The sequence below is a fragment of the Pseudomonadota bacterium genome (assembly GCA_039815145.1).
Classification (GTDB): Bacteria; Pseudomonadota; Gammaproteobacteria; order Steroidobacterales; family JBCBZW01; genus JBCBZW01.
Map to the genome: position 1 here is coordinate 1 of JBCBZW010000104.1, position 17939 is coordinate 17939.

Annotated in this window: 10 protein-coding genes and 1 pseudogene; 2 read left to right on the plus strand and 9 right to left on the minus strand. The window is 65.6% G+C overall.

All coding sequences use genetic code 11. The annotated features are described in order from the left end of the window. Positions 1 to 211: 211 nt before the first annotated feature. Positions 212 to 1312 carry a tRNA (uridine(54)-C5)-methyltransferase TrmA gene (gene trmA / locus AAF184_19350; GenBank protein MEO0424503.1) on the plus strand — a complete coding sequence of 367 codons (1101 nt, stop codon included), beginning with the start codon at positions 212 to 214 and terminating at the stop codon, positions 1310 to 1312. Between the two features lie 16 nt (positions 1313 to 1328). Here trmA and AAF184_19355 read toward each other — a convergent pair. The 8 genes and pseudogenes from AAF184_19355 to AAF184_19390 form a co-directional block, all read right to left on the minus strand. Further along, positions 1329 to 1538 (minus strand): annotated as a pseudogene (locus AAF184_19355) (prolyl oligopeptidase family serine peptidase). A 9-nt stretch (positions 1539 to 1547) separates the two neighbouring features. Then, positions 1548 to 1769: a hypothetical protein gene (locus AAF184_19360; GenBank protein ID MEO0424504.1), complete on the minus strand. Its 222-nt coding sequence runs from the start codon at positions 1767 to 1769 to the stop codon at positions 1548 to 1550. A gap of 170 nt (positions 1770 to 1939) precedes the next feature. After that, positions 1940 to 3295 carry a right-handed parallel beta-helix repeat-containing protein gene (locus AAF184_19365; protein MEO0424505.1) on the minus strand — a complete coding sequence of 452 codons (1356 nt, stop codon included), beginning with the start codon at positions 3293 to 3295 and terminating at the stop codon, positions 1940 to 1942. Positions 3296 to 3378: 83 nt separating this feature from the next. Continuing rightward, positions 3379 to 4188, minus strand: a complete 810-nt coding sequence (locus AAF184_19370) for a hypothetical protein (protein MEO0424506.1) — start codon at positions 4186 to 4188, stop codon at positions 3379 to 3381. Between the two features lie 220 nt (positions 4189 to 4408). Next, complete coding sequence (locus AAF184_19375; GenBank protein ID MEO0424507.1) at positions 4409 to 6316, minus strand: PhoX family phosphatase; 1908 nt, start codon at positions 6314 to 6316, stop codon at positions 4409 to 4411. Between the two features lie 210 nt (positions 6317 to 6526). After that, positions 6527 to 7093 carry a GNAT family N-acetyltransferase gene (locus AAF184_19380; GenBank protein ID MEO0424508.1) on the minus strand — a complete coding sequence of 189 codons (567 nt, stop codon included), beginning with the start codon at positions 7091 to 7093 and terminating at the stop codon, positions 6527 to 6529. Between the two features lie 263 nt (positions 7094 to 7356). Continuing rightward, the gene (locus AAF184_19385) at positions 7357 to 10206 is read right to left on the minus strand and encodes a serine/threonine-protein kinase (protein MEO0424509.1); all 2850 of its coding nucleotides are present in this window, start codon (positions 10204 to 10206) and stop codon (positions 7357 to 7359) included. Beyond that, complete coding sequence (locus AAF184_19390; protein MEO0424510.1) at positions 10181 to 10750, minus strand: sigma-70 family RNA polymerase sigma factor; 570 nt, start codon at positions 10748 to 10750, stop codon at positions 10181 to 10183. The genes AAF184_19385 and AAF184_19390 overlap by 26 nt, the downstream gene beginning before the upstream one ends. 272 nt (positions 10751 to 11022) lie before the next feature. On the opposite strand from AAF184_19390, the gene AAF184_19395 reads away from it, so the two are divergent. Beyond that, the gene (locus tag AAF184_19395; GenBank protein MEO0424511.1) at positions 11023 to 16173 is read left to right on the plus strand and encodes a hypothetical protein; all 5151 of its coding nucleotides are present in this window, start codon (positions 11023 to 11025) and stop codon (positions 16171 to 16173) included. Positions 16174 to 16459: 286 nt separating this feature from the next. Here the strand turns inward: AAF184_19395 and AAF184_19400 are convergent. Next, positions 16460 to 17939: molybdopterin cofactor-binding domain-containing protein (locus AAF184_19400; protein MEO0424512.1), on the minus strand; the 1480-nt coding region annotated here is incomplete at its 5' end.

Sequence of the window (17939 nt, forward strand, 5' to 3'; positions counted from 1 at the left end):
GAAGAATACGCACGGGGCTTTTTGTTCCTGAGTGCGGCGCGACGACGAGCGTGGCAGGCTCCACGGGAGGAGGAGCAACGTGCTCAGGGGCAAAAAGCACCCGCGTATTCTTCAACCAACTCACATGACAGGACACTAGTATCCTGTCCGCCCACCGCACGCCACAGTCCTGGATCGCGACGATGACCACCGCGCAGAACAACCCTTCCCCATGAAGCCCTGGACCTTCGCGCCGGAGCGCTACGACGCCCTGTTCGATGCCAAGTGCGCCGCCACCGCCGAGCTGCTGGCGCCGATCTGCGACCTGCCTGCGCAACGCTATCGCTCGCCTGCGCACGGCTTTCGCGTGCGCGCGGAGTTTCGCCTCTGGCATGAGGGGGACGCGCTCGACTACGTGATGTTCGACCCGCAGGCCCCACGCGATCCCGTTGTGATCGACACCTTCCCCCAGGCACTGGCGCCGATCACCGAGCGAATGCCACGCCTGTTGCGGGCCCTCAAGCAGAGTGACACCTTGCGTCGGCGCGTTTTCCAAGCGGAGTTTCTCGCCTCACGCGAGGGTCAGGTGGTGGTGACCCTGGTCTATCACCGCCCCCTCGACGACGCTTGGGAGCAGGCCGCCGCCGCCCTCGCCCGTGACCTCGACGTCTCTATCATCGGCCGTAGTCGCAAGCAGAAGCTCGTGATCGGCGAAGACCGCATCGAGGAGTCCTTCGAGGTGGGCGGCCAGCGCTGGCGCTACTACGCCTACGAGCAGTCGTTCGTCCAACCCAATGCGTTCATCAACGAACACATGCTGAACTGGGTCTGGACCCAGGCGGAGGACGCGCAGGGCGATCTGCTCGAGCTGTACTGCGGCAACGGCAACTTCACCCTGCCCCTCGCCTCGCGCTACCGATCCGTGGTGGCCACCGAGGTGGCCAAGATCAGCACGCGCGCGGCGCTCCAGAACATCGAGATGAACGCGGTGGAGAATGTCGAGCTGGTGCGCCTGAGCGCCGAGGAGGTCATCCAGGCGCTGAACAACGTGCGCCCTTTCCGGCGGCTCCAGGCCCTGCGCCAACCGCTCGGCGACTACGACTTCCGTGCCGTCTTCGTGGATCCGCCGCGCCAGGGCCTCGACGCCCAGACCTGCGAGCTGCTGCAGCGCTTCGAGCGGATCTACTACGTCTCCTGCAGCCCGCAGACCCTGGCCGAAAACCTACGCGCGCTGCACACCACACACGAGGTGATGGCGCTGGCCATGTTCGACCAGTTCCCCTACACGCACCACGTGGAGTGCGGGGTGGTGTTGGCCCGTCGCGACGCTTGAGCCAACGCGGCGGCTGCTACTCGGGCGCCGTCTCGGTGGATTCGCCCGCTAGGTAGCGGTCGAGAAAGCTCACGTAGGCCTCGGACGCGGCGATCTTGTTCTCCCGCTTCGCAAAGCCATGGCCCTCGTCGTCGAACACCAGGTACTCGACGGGCACGTCGTTGTTGCGCATGGCTTCGACCAGCTCGTCGCTCTCCACCTTGAGCACGCGCGGATCGTTCGCTCCCAGGCGGGGCTAGCCCTCGATAGCCGGGTAGTGCACGCCAGCCGGCATGTCCTCGCGCGGGCACTCCGCGAAGCGCAGGATCGCGGGCGCTTCGGGCGCAGCGGACTCCATTCCTGTGCCATCGGTGCCGGCGGGACCGCCGGCCGCAAGCAGCAGACCGGACAGGCTCAGGGTGGCGGACGTCGTGGCGATCAAGGATTTCTGTAGGACGCAGCCGGTGAACAGTGCCATGGGTTTATCCCCGTGTGATGAATGGCCCCCTCGCTTACTTGGGCTTCGGCGCCGGTGTTACTCATCAGGCACGCATCGCGGGGGAAAGTTCTGACCGAAGATCCTCGATTCGTCGCAGATTTGTCTCGGTCTGCATCAGCTCGGCGACTGGTCCGATTATGACCGGATCACTAGCGCTGGGGCTGCTCCAACTCGAAGGCGCCGATATCACACGCCAGCCCCTGGGGCCGGGCCGTACCACGCTGGTCGGTGGACGCACACGTGAGCCCTACGTCGCTGGCGGCCGCGTCCACCGCCGGGCTGTCCTCGAGCAACGCGTGGGTCGGCAAGCCACCCCCGTTGTCCTGCAGGGCGCCGATACGTGGATCCACGATACTTGGTAGATCGTTAGGTGCCGTGAGAAAGCACGTGCCGTCGGAGTCCAGGTTGTAATCGAAGGACGTAATCACCCCGGGTCCGTCCGGAAAGTCCAGGCACTGCACGCCGGCGTTGCCGGCGACGATGCTGCCCGCCAACACCAGGCTGCCCATGTGCACGCGGATACCCCCCACCCCGCTGGCGGCCGTGTTGTTCACTAGGGTGACGTTGCGGAAGATCGTGAAGGGGCCGACGGGAAAGGACTGGTCAAAGCCACCCGCCTGCACCACGCCGTTGGAACGGTTGCCGCTGATGGTGGTGTTCTCGACGATCAACCGTGGACCCACGGTGCACAGGCCAGCGGCCAGGTTGTCCGCGATCGTGGCGTTGCGGATCACGCCCACATCCAGCTGCGCGGCGCATTGCACGAGGCAGTCCGTGCCCGCGTTGCCTTGCACCAATAGGCGTTCGAAGGTGCCGGTGGTAGCGCCGACGCCGCCGCAGTGCGCATTGTTGATGAGCTGGCTGTCGGTGAGTTCGAGGTCCGCGCCGATCTGCAGGGTGATACCGCCCTCGCCCGGGGGTGCGGTGTTCTCCTCGAACGTGCTGCGGCGGATGATGTAGTCGGTGCCGTCGCCGCCGAAAGACGTGCTGATCACGCTGCCCACGTTGCGATCGAACAAGCTGTCCTCGATGAGCGCGACGCCCATACGACGCGCCTGGAGCGCTGCAGGCCCTTCGTTGCGCGTGAGCCTCACGCGCCGTAGCACCAGGGGGCCCGCGCTGTCCTCGCCGATCACATCGACGCCGCCCGCTCGCGTGGTGCCCACGCCATTGCCAATGGGGAGATCCGTGACGATGAGGCTGGACCCGACGCCGGTCATCTGCGCGCTGAGCGTGGCTTGTGCAGCGGCACTGCCATCGATCTGCGTTTGCCCAAGGCCCGCGCCGCTCAGGCGCAGGGGCGTGGCACGGGTCACGGTGATGTTCTCGACGTAGGTACCGGCCTGCACGTCGACCACGGCGCAGGCGATATCGTCCACCGCACTCTGGATCGTCGGGTATGTGGATGAGGGGACGAGGCAGCTTTGGGCCGAGCACACGGTGGCGCTCAGGGCCCCCACGAGCAGCGCGCATCCCAGCGCGCGAAAGCGATTCGAATCGATCATGATTCTGCAGCTCCGCCTTTGAGGGTGGTGCTGCCTATGCCAACAGCACCACACGCAATGACCCCCTACACCCTCGGGAGGAGTCAGTCGCCGTGACTACCGCCTGGCGCGCCAACTCGAGTAGCCGCACGCACTGCAACGGCATCAACGGCAGCGCTCGCCCGCCTGATCACCTGCTCGGTAGGCGGCCCGTCGCGCGTCACGAAGAGCAGAGAGTTAACGAAGAGACGCAGGCTATCGCCGAAGTCGATGGAGAAATCCGAGCCGCTATCCGGGTCACTCCAGATGCTCGAATCCGAGATCATCACCAGGTTGCCGGCGCCGAAACGCTCACCGAGGACGGCGGCCAGCATGTCGTCCTCACCGTCGCCGATGGTGAGATCGAGCGCTGGCGGGATACTCATTTCCAAGCGACGGTGGGCATCGATGCCTACCGTCTGGACACCTACGGTGACCGGGTGTACCACAAAACCCTCGATTACCCGGCCTGCTCCCTCCGTGACCGCGCGGCTGAAGCTCACGCCGTACGGCTGCACCAGAAGGTTCATCACTGGGGCGACGAAGTCGGTGCCACCGTCCACCTGAACCAGCAATCCGCCACCGGCGAGCTGAAACTCGCGCAGGGCGACTATCTCATCGGCACTCAGCAGATTCGTTTGGTAGTTCTGATTGATGATGACCGCATCCAGGCCCTCGATATCACCCGCCAGAAAGGAATCCAACGGCACGAGGGTGAAGCCCAAGGCCTCGATCACCGCCCGGTAGGCATCGAAGTCCGCACCGCTACCGAGGAGGGCATCCTCATTGAAGCCGTGCCGGTTGTCGACACCGATGGTCTGCCCGCTTGCAGCACTGAAAAAAGCAAAACCGAGCAACACCAATAAGTTACGCATGCAATTCCGATAAAGCATTCGACAACTCCATCTATCGTCAGACACAGATCGGCGCCCCCAGTCGATTACGATGGTAGTGATGGCCGCATCGGCATAGCAAGTTGCGCGATTGCGCAACGCCGAAACGAAAAGCCCCGGCGCAGGGCCGGGGCTCTCGTGAGTCGCCTTGAGTGAAGGAACGCCGGACCAGCAGCCGACGCCCCTCCGATCGCGCTGCGGCTTAGGAGCCGATCACGCCACCGTCGCGCTTCTTCAGCACGATGGTGCAGTCGCGGGGGATGGTCACGCCGTCCGTAGCAGCGGGGAAGTTGGTGTTGGCGGGATTGCCGTCACCGGGGTGCTGCATGTTGGTGAACGCCGTGCGCAGGTCCGGCGTGGTGGCCCAGCCGGTGATCTCATCGCTGTTCACGCCCACGAACAGACGCTTGGGCTCGGGGTTCTGACCGAGCGGCAGGTCTTCGGTGGTATCGAACACGGTGAGCTGGTCCTGCAGACCGTCCGGCTGGCCGCCATCGGTACCGATGAACAGACGACCTTCCGGATCGATGTAGGCCGCGTCCGGATCGGTGAACACACCTTCGGTGTCGCGGGTCTCGGAGGCGAGGATGAAGAAGTCCCAGGAGAAGTCCTGGCTCTCTGCATCGCCACCGAACTCGCGGGTGCGGATGATGTGGCCGTCGTTGTTCGGCGCCTGGCGGTTGGCCGCGTTCGGCTCCGTACGGTTGGAGTTGTTGGTGAGGGTCCAGAACACGGTGTTGTTCTGACCGATGGTGGTCCACTCGGGACGGTCCATCGGGGTGGCACCCACGAGGTCAGCTGCCTGACGTGCGTTCACCAGCAGCTCGGCCTGGGAGGAGAAGGCCTCACGCAGGGTCTCGTTGCGGCGAGACAGCTCGATCCAGCGACCGCGGCCGGTCACGAAGAAGCGAGCGACGTACAGGCGACCCGAAGCCAGCGGGCTGATGCCAGCCTGGATGGCGTCTTCCCAACGGAACTCGGAGACGAACTTGTAGCAGTAGTCGAAGCGCTCGTCGTCACCCATGTAGCACACCACCTTGCCGCTGGGCGCGACCTGGATGGCGATGGCTTCGTGCTTGAAGCGACCGAGTGCCGTGTGCTTGACGGGGGGCTTGTCGGGGTTCTGCGGATCGATCTCCACGATCCAGCCGAAGCGGTTGGACTCGTTGGCGTAGTCGGGGTTGGAGATATCGAAGCGCGGATCGAAGTTGTACCAGCCGTAGCCGAAACCGTCGGCGTCGAAGCCGTAGCGGTCCTGGGCTTCGGTGAGTTGGTACTCGGGATCGGTGATGCCGAAGTAGCCGTTGAAGTTCTCTTCGCAGGTGAGGTAGGTGCCCCACGGCGTGAAGCCGCTACCGCAGTTGTTCACGGTGCCCTGCGGCGCGTTGCCCGCAGCGTTGACCAGGAACTCGGAGCCGGCGACGGGACCGTCGAACACGACCGGCGTGTTCACGGTGACGCGACGGTTGCGATCGTCGAACACGACGCCCCAGTTGCCCTGCTCGTCTTCGGCGATGCGAACCACGGACACGCCATGGCCGGCCTGGGACAGGCGCACGTCGTCGAGGTTTTCGGGCTCGTCCTTACCGAGGAGGTGGCTGTCGGTGCCGAACTCGTGGTTGATGCAGAGCATGCCATCGCTGGTGGCGCCTGCTTCCGGGAAGAACCACATGCCGTCGTGGCCGATGCCGATCATCTGCTCCTGCTCGGCAGCGGTCGGGCGGGTGTTGGGATCGCCGGTGTACTCAGCGACGCCCGGCACGATCGGCGTGCCCCAGGGGATGATGGCCTGGAATTCGTAATCGGAGGAGATGACGGGCACGGTGCCGCCTTCGCTCTCCGCGTTGTACTGCTCGATGGTGACCGGCGCGAAGTTCACCAGGCCGCCCTCGACCTGCTCACCCTTCGGAATGCCAGTGGAGTTCGCCTCGGTGGCGAACGCCTTCGGCGCCAGGAAGCCGGAGACGGCAGCGGCCAGTCCGCCGGCCATCACGTCGCGGCGCGTGGCAGCGATCTCTGCAAACGGCGTGTTGCCGGATCGGTTGGAGCCGATGCTCTCTTTTTCGTCGTGGATAGCAGCGTTGTCGCCGCCCAGCTTGGTGCTGTTCATTGGTTCGGTAAACCCCCGTGAATTCAGGTAGTGGGCCCGCAGGCGAGACGGAGTCTACGGCCCTTATGTTGCGGGTCCTTTGCCGCTTCAAGTCGCTACGTTGACGGGGAATTTGCAGAAATGAGTCAGGAATAAGACACGACGTCGACCCGATTGAGACACGACCCGAGTCGGCAATCGTGGAAAGGCAAGCGGGGAGCTGCGGTGCGCCTAGAGGGTCTTTGCCATCCTAATGATGGTGTTCGGTTCGCCGTTGGCGCCGGGTTGATTCCAGCGCTCCACCTCACGGAAGCCGCGGGCGCGGTAGAGGGGTTCACCGGGGATGGTGGAGCCGAGTTCGATGGTGCGAAAGCCGGCGTCGCGAGCGGCCTGCTCGCCGAGTTCGATGAGTAACGCACCGATGCCGCGACGGGTCCACTCCGGGTGCGTGTACATGGCGCGGATGCGGGCCGGCTCGGTGGCGGGATCGCTCAAGGAGTCGTCACGGCCCACCGTGTGGTTACCGCCGAAGAGCGTGCGTCGCTTGCCCCAACCACCGCAGCCCACCAGCACGGCGGCGCCGTTCACCTCGGCTTCGATGAGGAAGTAGGTGCCGTCGTCGATCAGGGTCTGGTCGACGCCCATGGTCTCCTTGGCCGCTTCGATCTCGGCGGTGGAGAGGTAGGCGCTCATGTTGCCCTCGATCGCGGCGAGCATGAGGGCCTTGATCGCAGGGATGTCCGCGTTGGTGGCGATACGGTGGGTAAACATGGGGTCGATGGTAACGCGGGGGGGCATCCGGGTGGGGGGCCAAAAAATTCGACCCTTGACTGCGATTTCTCGCGTGGTCGTCGGGGGCTTGCCGTCCGTTCCGATACGCTCCGGTGTTGGGCGAACGTAACGAGGGATAGTCAACTGGTCGCCTGAGTGCCCTGCGCTTTCGCCTGCACTCAGTAGGCGATGGTCCACGGACGGAGGCACCGTGGGGAGACGATTCAAAGCAGACCGTTCGCTGGCCAGGAAAAGCCTCCTTTCAGGAATGCCTGGTCAGGGTTCTCGGATCAGTTAGCTACCCTCGGCACCAGTGCTTGCCAGCGCGCCACGTTATCCGCTTGCCCGAGGCGCTCGTAGAGCGATACTAGGGCTTGCGTTGCCTCCGTAGCCCTCTGCGTTGGGAGCGTGGGTAGGGCGGCATACACCTCGTACGCCGCGAGGAGCAGCGGTTCGGCTTCCGTGTACTCGCCAAGCTGCACCAGGCAGCGCCCCAGGGTGGCGCGCACCACCGCCAAGGTGGGGTGATCCTCCGGCAGTTCTCGTTCGTAGAAGATCAATGCGGAGCGCAGCATCGGCGCCGCCTCGGCGGGCTTGCCCTGGCGAAGTTGGTTGTCGCCGATCTTCAGACGGACGTTGGAGACCCGCTGGTTGTCATCCTCGTAGAGATGGCGCATCAGGTCGAGGGCTTTGTAGGCGTAGGCCTCGGCCTCCTCCAGGCGCCCCTGGGTGTTGAGGTTACCGGCCAGATTGCTGTACACGCTGGCCACGCGGCCGCTGGTCTCGCCATAGACGGCGATGCGCGCGGCGAGGGACTGGCGATAGATCCCCTCGGCCTCGGGGACGCGGTCCGCCTTCTCCAGCCCCCACGCTAAGTTGTTGAGGATCAGGGCGTCGGTGCGGTTGTTGTGGTCGCCGTGGAGCGTGAGTCCCATGGCCAGCGCCTCGCGCAGCACCTGTTCGCCCTCCTCGTAGCGATTCGCTTCGAACAGGGCAGCGCCAAGGTTGTTCAAGGTGTTGTGCAAGCGAGGATGATCCTCGCCATAGACCGCCCTCTGCCCCTGCACGACCCGTCGCATGATCTGTAGCGACGCCTGCGTATCGCCCTGCTCTTCCAATGCGATGGCCAACACCATCTGGGTGTTGAGCACCCTGGAGTCCTGGGGGCCGAAGGCCTGCGTGAGCTCGGCGATGGCTTCGCGGGCGAGGGCCTCGGCTTCCTGGTAGCGCCCCAGGTTGTTCAGTAGCGCGGCCAGATTGTGCTTGGGGTGGGCGGTGCTGGCGGGGCTCGCATCGCGGGCCTGCTCTCGGGCCGCGAGGGAGCGCCGGTGCAGGGGCTCGGCGGCGAGAAAGTCTCCCTCCGTCCGATAGACGTTGCCGAGCTCATCCAGGGCTGTCGCGGTGCGTTCGCTCTCCTCGCCATGCACGAGCACGGACTGTTCGATCGCCTCTTCCAGCAGGTCTTTGGCTTGCGCCAGGCGGTCTTGCGCGTGGGCGAGTTCGCCAAGGTGTAGGAGTGTAGCTGTGCGCCCCTCGCTGGGGTTGGTGTCGGGCGTGTCCTGCAGGGCGAAAGCCTGTTCCAGGAGCGAATGCGCCTGCGCGTAGTCGCCGAGCTTGAGGTAGGCGTAGCCCATCGTGTCCAGCAGGCGGGCCGTGAGCACTGGCTGCGACGAAAGATCCCGCTGCACCTGGGCGGCGCCTCGGTCCAGGATCTCGCGCACGGTGATTTCCCGGCCCTGGGAGATCTGGGGGTCGTTGTTGGTGAGCAGGTCGATGAGGAAGGTCGAGATGACCTCCGCCCGCTGCTGCTCCTGCACGGCATCGGTCCGTGCGCGCTGGGCCGCGTCGCGCTCGGCGGCGATACGCTCGGCCTGTTGTGCGCTGTTGAAGGCGAAGCCCGTGCTGAGGGTCACGATGGCGCCGGTAGCCCCCACCGCCAGGCGATTGCGTGCCACGAACTTACGCAGGCGATAGGTCACCGTGTCGGGCTGGGCGTTGACGGCCCGCCCCTGCAGGTAGTTATCAAGATCGCTAGCCAAGGCGAGGACGGAGCCGTAGCGACGATCCGGCTCCTTGCGCAGGGCCGTGAGCACGATGTTGTCGAGCTCGCCCCGCAGGGTGCGCTGCAGGCGATCGCCGTCGAGGCCGAGCGTGGCGGCGGCGCTGGGCGTCTCTCCCACGCGCTGGCTGGGCCGCACCGGCTGTGTGAGGCAGATTAGCTTTTCGATCTCGGCGGGTCGTGAACCCTCCACCGAATAGGGGGCTTGGCCGCTCAGCAGGCGATAGAGCAGCACGCCCAGGGCGTAGACATCGCTCGCGAGGGTGATGGGCTCGCCGCGCACCTGTTCGGGGCTGGCGTAAGCGGGCGTCATCAGGGCCTGGCCCGTGCGGGTGAAATCAGCGCTGCCCGTCGGCTCTTCCTGGACCAGCAGCTTGGCGATGCCGAAGTCGAGTAGCTTGGGCTCGCCGCCCTCGGTGATCAGGATGTTGGCCGGCTTCAGGTCCCGGTGCACCACCAGGCGCTGGTGGGCGTAGTGCACCGCGTGGCATACCTGGCGAAACAGGGCCAGGCGCTCACGCAGGCCGAGGCGGTGCTCGTCGCAGTAGGCATCGATGGGCCTGCCCTGCACGTACTCCATCACGATGTAGGGGTAACCCTGCTCCGTCGCGCCCCCGTCGAGCAGGCGGGCAATGTTGGGATGGCTCAGGCGCGCGAGGATTTGGCGCTCTGCCTTGAAGCGCTCGATCAGGTAGGGGCTCGGCAGCTGCTGCTGTACCAGCTTGATCGCCACCTGATGGGTGAATTGCGCATCGCTGCGTTCGGCGAGGTATACGCTGCCCATGCCGCCGCGACCTAGCTCACGTACCAGCATGTAGGCACCGATCGTCTGCCCTAGGTGGTGCTGCGCTTGCGTGAACACCTCGTCGGCAGCGCCGGATACCACGTCTTCAAAGACCTCGCCGGCCTCGTGATGGGCCTCTAGCAGGGCGCGTACCTCCGCGCGCAGATCTTCCGCCAGGTCGTCGCGAGCCGCTAGCCAGCGATACGCTTCCTCGTGGGGCTTATCGAGGGCTTCGTAGAATGCGACCTCAATGCGCTGCCAGCGCTGCGGATCACGGGGTGTCGTTGGCGAGGTCATTGTAGAGCCAGGCCTTGGCGAGGCTGAGTTCGCGGTAGACGGTGGCGCGCGAGATCTCCAGCACCTCACCTATCTCCTCGTAACCCAAGCCGCCGAAGAAGAAGAGCTCGATGATGTTGGCCTTGCGCGCATCGAAGTGGGCAAGATCTTCCAGTGAATCGTCCAGGGCGATCAGCGTTTGGTCCCGGTCGCCGGCGGCAAGGGTGCGATCGTCGATGGACACCTGGAGCTGATCCCCGCCGCGCTTGGCGCTGCCCTTGGCGCGGGCGTGGTCCACTAGGATCCGGCGCATGATGCGGGCCGCCATGCTGAAGAAGTGCACGCGATCTTGCCAATCCACATCGGCACCCACCATGCGCAGGTACGCCTCGTTGATCAGCGCCGTGGGCTGCAGCGTGTGCGCCGCGTTCTCCGAACGCATGAAATGCTGCGCTACGCGCCGTAGTTCCTCGTAGACCAGAGGGGTTAGGCGCCCCAGCGCGGCGTCATCGCCCACGCGCCATTGCTGGAGCAGGCGGGTGACCTCTGTGGGGGGCTGCTTCACGGCTGAGAGTTCGTGTTTATACCTATGTATTACCGCCATCCTACGGGCCGGGCCCTGCCCACGGCAAACCACTCCCATCGAAGGCGAAGCGCTCGTCGCGCGCCTGTGTGGCAAATTTTTCCGCTCCGATGAAACTCTGCGGGATCACCCTGCGCTTCCCCCTGTATGGGCGTGCTGTCAGCGCCCTCGATCGAGGCCATAACAGCGCGTGCAACGAAGCACGGCGAGGCGCCGACGGAACGAGCGTCGCATCCCCAACAGAGGTCAGAGCCATGAGTACACCTATCCGCAACCAGCACCGCCACCCCTTGGCGCGCCTATCAATATCACCCCGCAACGGCCTGGTCCTACTGATGAGCGCCCTCGCCCTCGCCGCGTGCGGTGGTGGCGGCAGCGGGGGCGGCGCGGCCCTGGCGCCGCCGGTGGCCCAGCAGAACCCACCGCCGAGTGAGGATGCGGGCGCAGCGATGATCCGTATCACCGGCCAAGCCGTTAAGTCCGAGATCGACGGCGCCACCGTGCGGGCGTTCTACGTGGACGAGGCAGGCGAGCAGGTGGAACTCGCGGCCGCCAACGCGCCGGTGATCACGGCCGCCGATGGCGCCTATTCGCTCGATCTGGATCCCGAAGCGCTGCAGGCGCTGGGGGATCGTCCGGTGATCGTGGAAACCACGGGCGGGCGCATGGGGGCTGACGGCTCCGCACCGCCGCTGCGCGCGGTGTTGGCGGATCCGGCAAGCGCCGAGGAGGCGGAGGGCGCGACCTTGCATCTGTCTTTCGCGAGCACCGTAGCCGCGGGCCTGGTCACTCGTGCCCTGGCGGAGGACCCGGCCACCTCAGCGGCCCAAATGCTGTTGGCCCGGGTGGAGGAAGAGCTGGATATCGATCTCGCGGATAACCCCGCCGACCGCAGCACCGACCTCGCCCAGCTCAACCAGTTCGTGGACGACAACCTGGGGCTCGCCGATGACCCCCTTCGCAACGATCTGGTGGGCGAGTTGGCCGAGTATTTCGTGGCGAACCTTTCCTCTAGCTCGGGGAAGTTTGACGGAATGATGGAATCGGCGAGCTCTCCCGGCGTGGATGTGCCGGCGAGCTTCATTGACGCCTCCACACCCGGGTTGAGCGCTGCCTTCGGCGCGGGGGAGGATGTGTTCAGCCTGGTGCGTGCGCGCACCGACAAGGCGGCTATCGAGAACTCCGGCGTGGACTTCGCGTGGGTCACCGTGGAGGTGCTCGACGCGGAAAACCAACCGGTGGCGGACGGCACCGAGGTGTTCTTCAAGCTGCTGTCCGGCCAGGCCATACTCTCGTACAACACGGTGGAAACGCTCGGTGGCGAGGCCCGCATCAACGTGACCAGCATCTGGCCCGGCGACCTCCTTATCGAAGCCTCGAGCGAGGGCGCTGACGATCAGATGGTCACCGCCCAGGTGGCGATGACGGTGGTCGACGAGGTGCCCGACGTGGCGGACACGGACAAGCCACGGGTGGTGGCCGCAGGCGCCGTCTCCAATACGGAGATTCTGGTGGTGTTCTCCGAAGCCATGCGCGGCGGTGAGGATGGGGCGAACGATCCCAATCGGTATACCATCGCCGCGCGACCCGCTGACACGGGCGTGGTGGGTTCCGCCGTGGCCGTCTTGAGCAAGGCTGAGCTGCTGCCGCCGGAGTTCACCACCGTGCGCATCACTACCTTCTCCCAATCGGAGATTACCTACAGCGTGAAGGTCACGGATGTGAAGGACGTGGCAGGCAATACGATGGAGGAGCCCATTCCCGGCGTGACCCCTGGCATCGACGATCCCTCCAGCGGCGTGTACGTGGGCTTGGCGCCCACGCCCGCCGATATCAAGGACACGGATGGCGATGGCATCAGCGATACGGACGAGCAGTTCGGCTGGTCGGTCACGGTGGTGGCTGGCGACGGCAACCTGCGCACCCTCTACGTGAGCTCCGATCCACGCTTCGCCGATACGGACCTCGACGGCATCCCCGATGCCGATGAGCGTCAGGCCGGCATCGATCCGCGCAGTCCGGACACGGACGGCGATACGCTGGGCGATGACCTCGAGTGGAACAACCTCTACAGCAGCCCGATCATGATCGACAGCGATGGCGATGGCATCGAGGATGGATTCGAGGTGGGCACCTTCCGCACCTCGCCCATCCTGGCCGACTCCGACGGCGATCAGCTGCCGGACTTCGACGAGGTGATCGCCGCCAACCGCAACCCGCTGGAAGCAGACCTGCCGACGCCGCGCATCAGCGTGGGCAACGTGAGCTTGCTCCTGGACACGCGATTCACCTACACGGATACCGAGGGCCAAACGGTGGAGGAGTCTTCCACCGCGGAAACCACGCTGGTGGCGGGCGAGGACACCACCTACTCCACCAGCAGTGAGCGCTCAACCCTAAGTACCTTGGAAACCTCCCAGTCGCTCCAGCTCGGGGGCGGTCTCGCGGCCACCGATGGCAAGACCGTGCCCACCTTCAACATCAGCGGCAGTGTGAGCAGTACCCAGGGCTCGCAGCGGGGCAGCACCTTCGCCGTGTCCCAGGAGTCCGCTCGGCGCTCGGAGGAGACGTATCAGGAATCGCTAACCACCAGCGCCCAGGTGAGTGCGGAATCTTCAGTGGTGCGGGAAGTGGTCGGCGCCGCCCTGCGGGTGGACGTCACCATCGACAACGCCGGGGACATCCCCTTTACGATTCGCAATCTCGAGCTCACGGCGCTGACCCAGGACCCTGCCGATCGTACGCGGGTGATCCCCGTCGCATCCCTGGTGCCGGAGAATCCCAACTTGGAGGACATCAACATCGGTGCCCTCGGTGACACCTCGCGTGGGCCCTTCAGCTTCGTCGCCGTCGACGTGTTCCCCGCGCAGGTGGAGGAACTGCTGAAGAATCCTCGCGGCATCGTGGTGCAGCTCTCCAACTACGACATCGTGGACGAGGACGGGCGCAACTTCTCCTTCTCCTCACGCGAGGTGTTGGACCGCACCGCCGGGCTCACCTTCGATCTCGGCGACGGTCGCGTGGAGAGCTATCGAGTGGCCACGGGCAGCTCCCACAATCCGAACACGGGCGAGCCCCTAGGGATCACCCTTGGCTATGCCTTGAACCAAATCCTCGGCTTCACCGGTGAGCCGCAGATCGTCGACGGTGGGAACGGCCGCATGGAAGTGGAATTGCTAGGCGATGACATCGCCTTGGTTGCCTCGGGGGGGATCGTCGAGCCGGGCCGAGCGGTGGTGACGCCAGGTGAGAATGGCATCCTCGATTCCATCGCCGGCGGCGACGATGAGATCCGCGAGGCCGACTACGCCACGCAGGAAGCCAATCTGGCAGCCTCGGTGCGCGAGGGAGGCGACGGCCTGGTCTCCACCATCCCGTTGCCAGGGAGTGATGATCTGGCGATCCTGCCCTTGGGCGCGCGGGTGGCCGGTGGTCAGGAGGTGATCAACGCCGGTCCCGACGGCATTCTCCAAACCACGCCGAGCGGCGATGAATTCGTGCAGCCGGCGGCCCGACCGCGCCAGGTGCTCACGCGTTTCCGCGACACGCAGAGCGTGGCGGAGGAAGCGCGCTTCTGGGGCGTCTTCAGCACCCGTGACCTGCTCGCCACGGATCTGGAGGACATCGTGCTGCGTGCGGGCGAAGAGTTGATCTTCACCTACGTGCAGGACAGAGATGGGGACGGTGTGTTCGCCCGCGAGGAGTTTCTCCACGGCAGCTCTGACCTGCTGTTCGACACGGATGACGATTTGTTGAGCGACAAGGAGGAGATTCAGGACGGCTGGCGCGTGATGATCAAGAAGACCACCGAAGCGCGCCAGGTCTACCCCAACCCCCTGTTCGAAGACTCCGATCGCGATGCGCTGATCGACCGCCTCGAGCGCGACTGCCTCCTTGACCCCCGCCAGTTCGATACGGACCTCGACGGCCTGAGCGACTACGAGGAACTCAAGGGGGTGCGTATCGTCGACGGCGTGGAAGGGCCCATGGTGAGCCGAGATCTCGACGGCGCGGTCGTCTACACGATCAGTGTGTACACGGGCGAGAGCAGCACGCTGATCGATGGCAGCACGCAGCCCCTGTTCCCCCACGTGCCCCTGAACGAGGTGGATGGCCAGGACCTGTGCAGCCTCGACGGTGTCGCCGGCTTCGCCACGGACCCCACGGACCCGGACACGGACGGCGATGGCATTGAAGACGGGCGCGAACTCGCCCTCGGCATCCATCCCAACTTCACCGAGGACGGGCCCCTGTTCCTCGACGACGACGGCGATGGCGTGCCGAACTTGCTGGAGACGGCTGGATACACGGTGAACGTGAACGGCACGCCCACCACCTTCACCTCTAATCCCAACCAGGTGGACACGGACGGCGATGGCTTACCGGATCTACTCGAACGCTACCTGGGCACCGATCCCCGCGCGAGCGACACGGACGGCGATCTCATCGGCGACTTCGACGAGTACGTCGTGGCCGGGGATGCCTGCGTCACCGTGGTGCCGGGGCAGGTGTGCGAGTCCTTCCGCAATCGACCTACCGCGAACTACAACGAGTTCTTGCGCGACTGCGATCAGGCCGACGTGTGCGGATACGACGAGCAGGCCATCGCGGCCAGTTCCCTGCAGCTCGGCACCAACCTCTCGGAGGCGGACAGTGATTTCGATGCGATCGACGATCGCACCGAAACCCTGACCATGTTCACCCTCACCAACAACGGCGGTAAGGAAGCGTTGCCCGCGCCCGTGTCAGATCCACTGTTGGCGGACACGGACGGTGATTCGCTGCGCGATGATGTGGAACTGCTCACGGTGGATGGCGACGGCGATCTCATCTCCAACCCGCGCGTAGCGGACACCGATGGCGATGGCGTGAACGATGATCTCGACAGCACCGGAGGCCTGCAACCTAACCGGCGTGATCGTCAGGTCACCATCGCCTGGGAAGGCATCACGCTGCAGGCGTCCTGTGACGGCAACGGTGATGCAGCGGAGTTTCGCGAGGGGCGCTTCTACACGGAGTTCCCCACCTTCCCTGGCAGTGGCACCAACGCTGAGGTCGATGTGGTGAACTTCTTCCTCCTCGGCGAGGATGATCTCTCGATCGCCGCCGGAACCAACCTCATCGGCTACGATGGCGAGCGGTCCGAGGTGATACTCGGGCCGTCGAGCAGCACTTTCGTGGTGATCGAAGGGGAACGAGCCTACGCCCGAGCACGGGGCCTGAAGGAGCGTGACGCCTCCAGCGGCGATGACGACATCGATAACCTCGATGTGGCCTTCGATCTGCGCTGTTCGGTGGAAGGCTGTGCCCTGGAGCCGGCCGATCCTCCGCCCACCGTGCTCAACACCACCGGGGGGGACAGCCCGTGCTTCGAGGTGTTGGTACGCGCCTTCCCCGCCTTGTAGGCAAGGCGGGGGATGCGAGCCCCGCCTCTAAGTGAGGAGTCGGTCGTCCGCGTGTCGGGCGACCGACTCTCCGCCAGAAGATCAGGCAGTTCCATAGCCTCATCTCAGGCGCCCTGTTTGGTTTGGGCGCCAGCCTTCCACTGGGTGTTGTCGCCAGCGCGCTGCCCATCATCACGGGCGTCCTGGGCGACCGGCTGTTTTTGGGCGTCCCACCTGCCGTGGAACGCCCCGCTTGGTCGCTCGTCTCGTGGTCAGCACCCCCTCGAGGTGGCGCCGACGATGACGGCTAGGCCTTGAGCGCCGCCTTCACCGCGTCGCGGCGGATGGGGATCTCACGCAAGCGCGCCCCCACCGCGTCGAAGATGGCGTTGCCGATCGCCGGCCCCACCACCGTGGTGGCAGGCTCGCCGAGACCCACGGGCGTCTCCTTGCTGTCGATGAAGGCCACCTGCAGCTCCGGTACATCGCGCATGCGCATGGGCGTGTAGCTACCGAGGTTGGTGTCGCGCACCTCGCCGCTCTCGATCACCGTGCCCTCGTGCAGGGCCATGCTGGCGCCCCAGAGGGCAGCGCCCTCCACCTGGGCCCGGCCGCCGTCGGGACTCACCACCAGGCCCGCGTCGGTCACCAGCGTGAGCTTCTCGAGTTTCACCTCGCCGCTGTCACGGTCCACCTTCACGCGGGCGACACAGGCCGTCCAGGTGGGCATGTTGCGCTCCTGGCCGAAGGAGGTGGCAACACCGACGCCCGTGTCAGCAGGCAGGCGCTCGCGACCCCAGCGGGAGAGCTTGCGCACCTCGCGCAGCACCGCGGCCTGACGCTTGGCGCCACCCACGGAGTTGGGTGCCTCGCCGGCGTTACGGCCCTCGCCCGTCAGCATCGACAAGCGGAAATCGATCGGGTCCACGCCGAGCTTGTGCGCCGCCTCGTCGATGAAGCTCTCCAGCGCCCAGTTGGTCCAACCGGGGCCGACGGAGCGCAGCCAGCCGGGACGGAAGGTGGCGTTAGCGAGTTCGTTCGTCGCCGCGCGCACGCGGTGCGGGCCCACGGTGTACCAATGGTCGGCGCCGCTGATCGAGAAGGGATCGTAGGCCACGTCGTTGGCGCCCTTGGGCATGAAGAAGGGCGCCATCACCAGCGTCGGCCACCCGGCCACGGCGTGGTGCTCCATGGCGCTCACCTTGCCCTCGCCGTCGAAGGCCATGCGCAGCTTCTGGTTGGAGGCCGAGCGCATGGAGTCGAAGCGCGAATCGTCCTCGCGGGTGAACACCAGCTTCACGGGCTTGCCGCCGAGGGCCTTGGAGGCCAGCGCTGCGGGCACGATGTAGTCGCCGTTCAGACGACGGCCGAAGCCACCGCCCAGCAGGTACGTGCGCAGGTTGAGCTTGCTCTCCTCTGTCCCCAGGGCCTGGGCCAGGGTCGGCAGGATGAGATTTTGCCACTGGTTGCCCGTGTGCAGTTCCCAGGCGCCGTCCTCGCGCTGGTACGCGAGGGCGTTCAGGGGTTCGAGCTGGAAGTGCAGCACACTGTGGGTGGTGTACTCCGCCTCTAGGGTGCTGTCGGCGCTCGCGAAGGCCTCGTCGACGCCCTCGTCGTTCCACACCAGGGCGCCCTTGCTCGCATCGCCGATCACCTTGCGGCCTTCGGCGAGGATGTCCTCTTCGGAAACGCTGGCGGTCTCGCCCGCTTCCCACTCGATGTCGATCAAGGAGGCCGCGCGGTTGGCCGCGTGGAAGGAGTCGGCGATGACTACGGCCCAGCCGGGC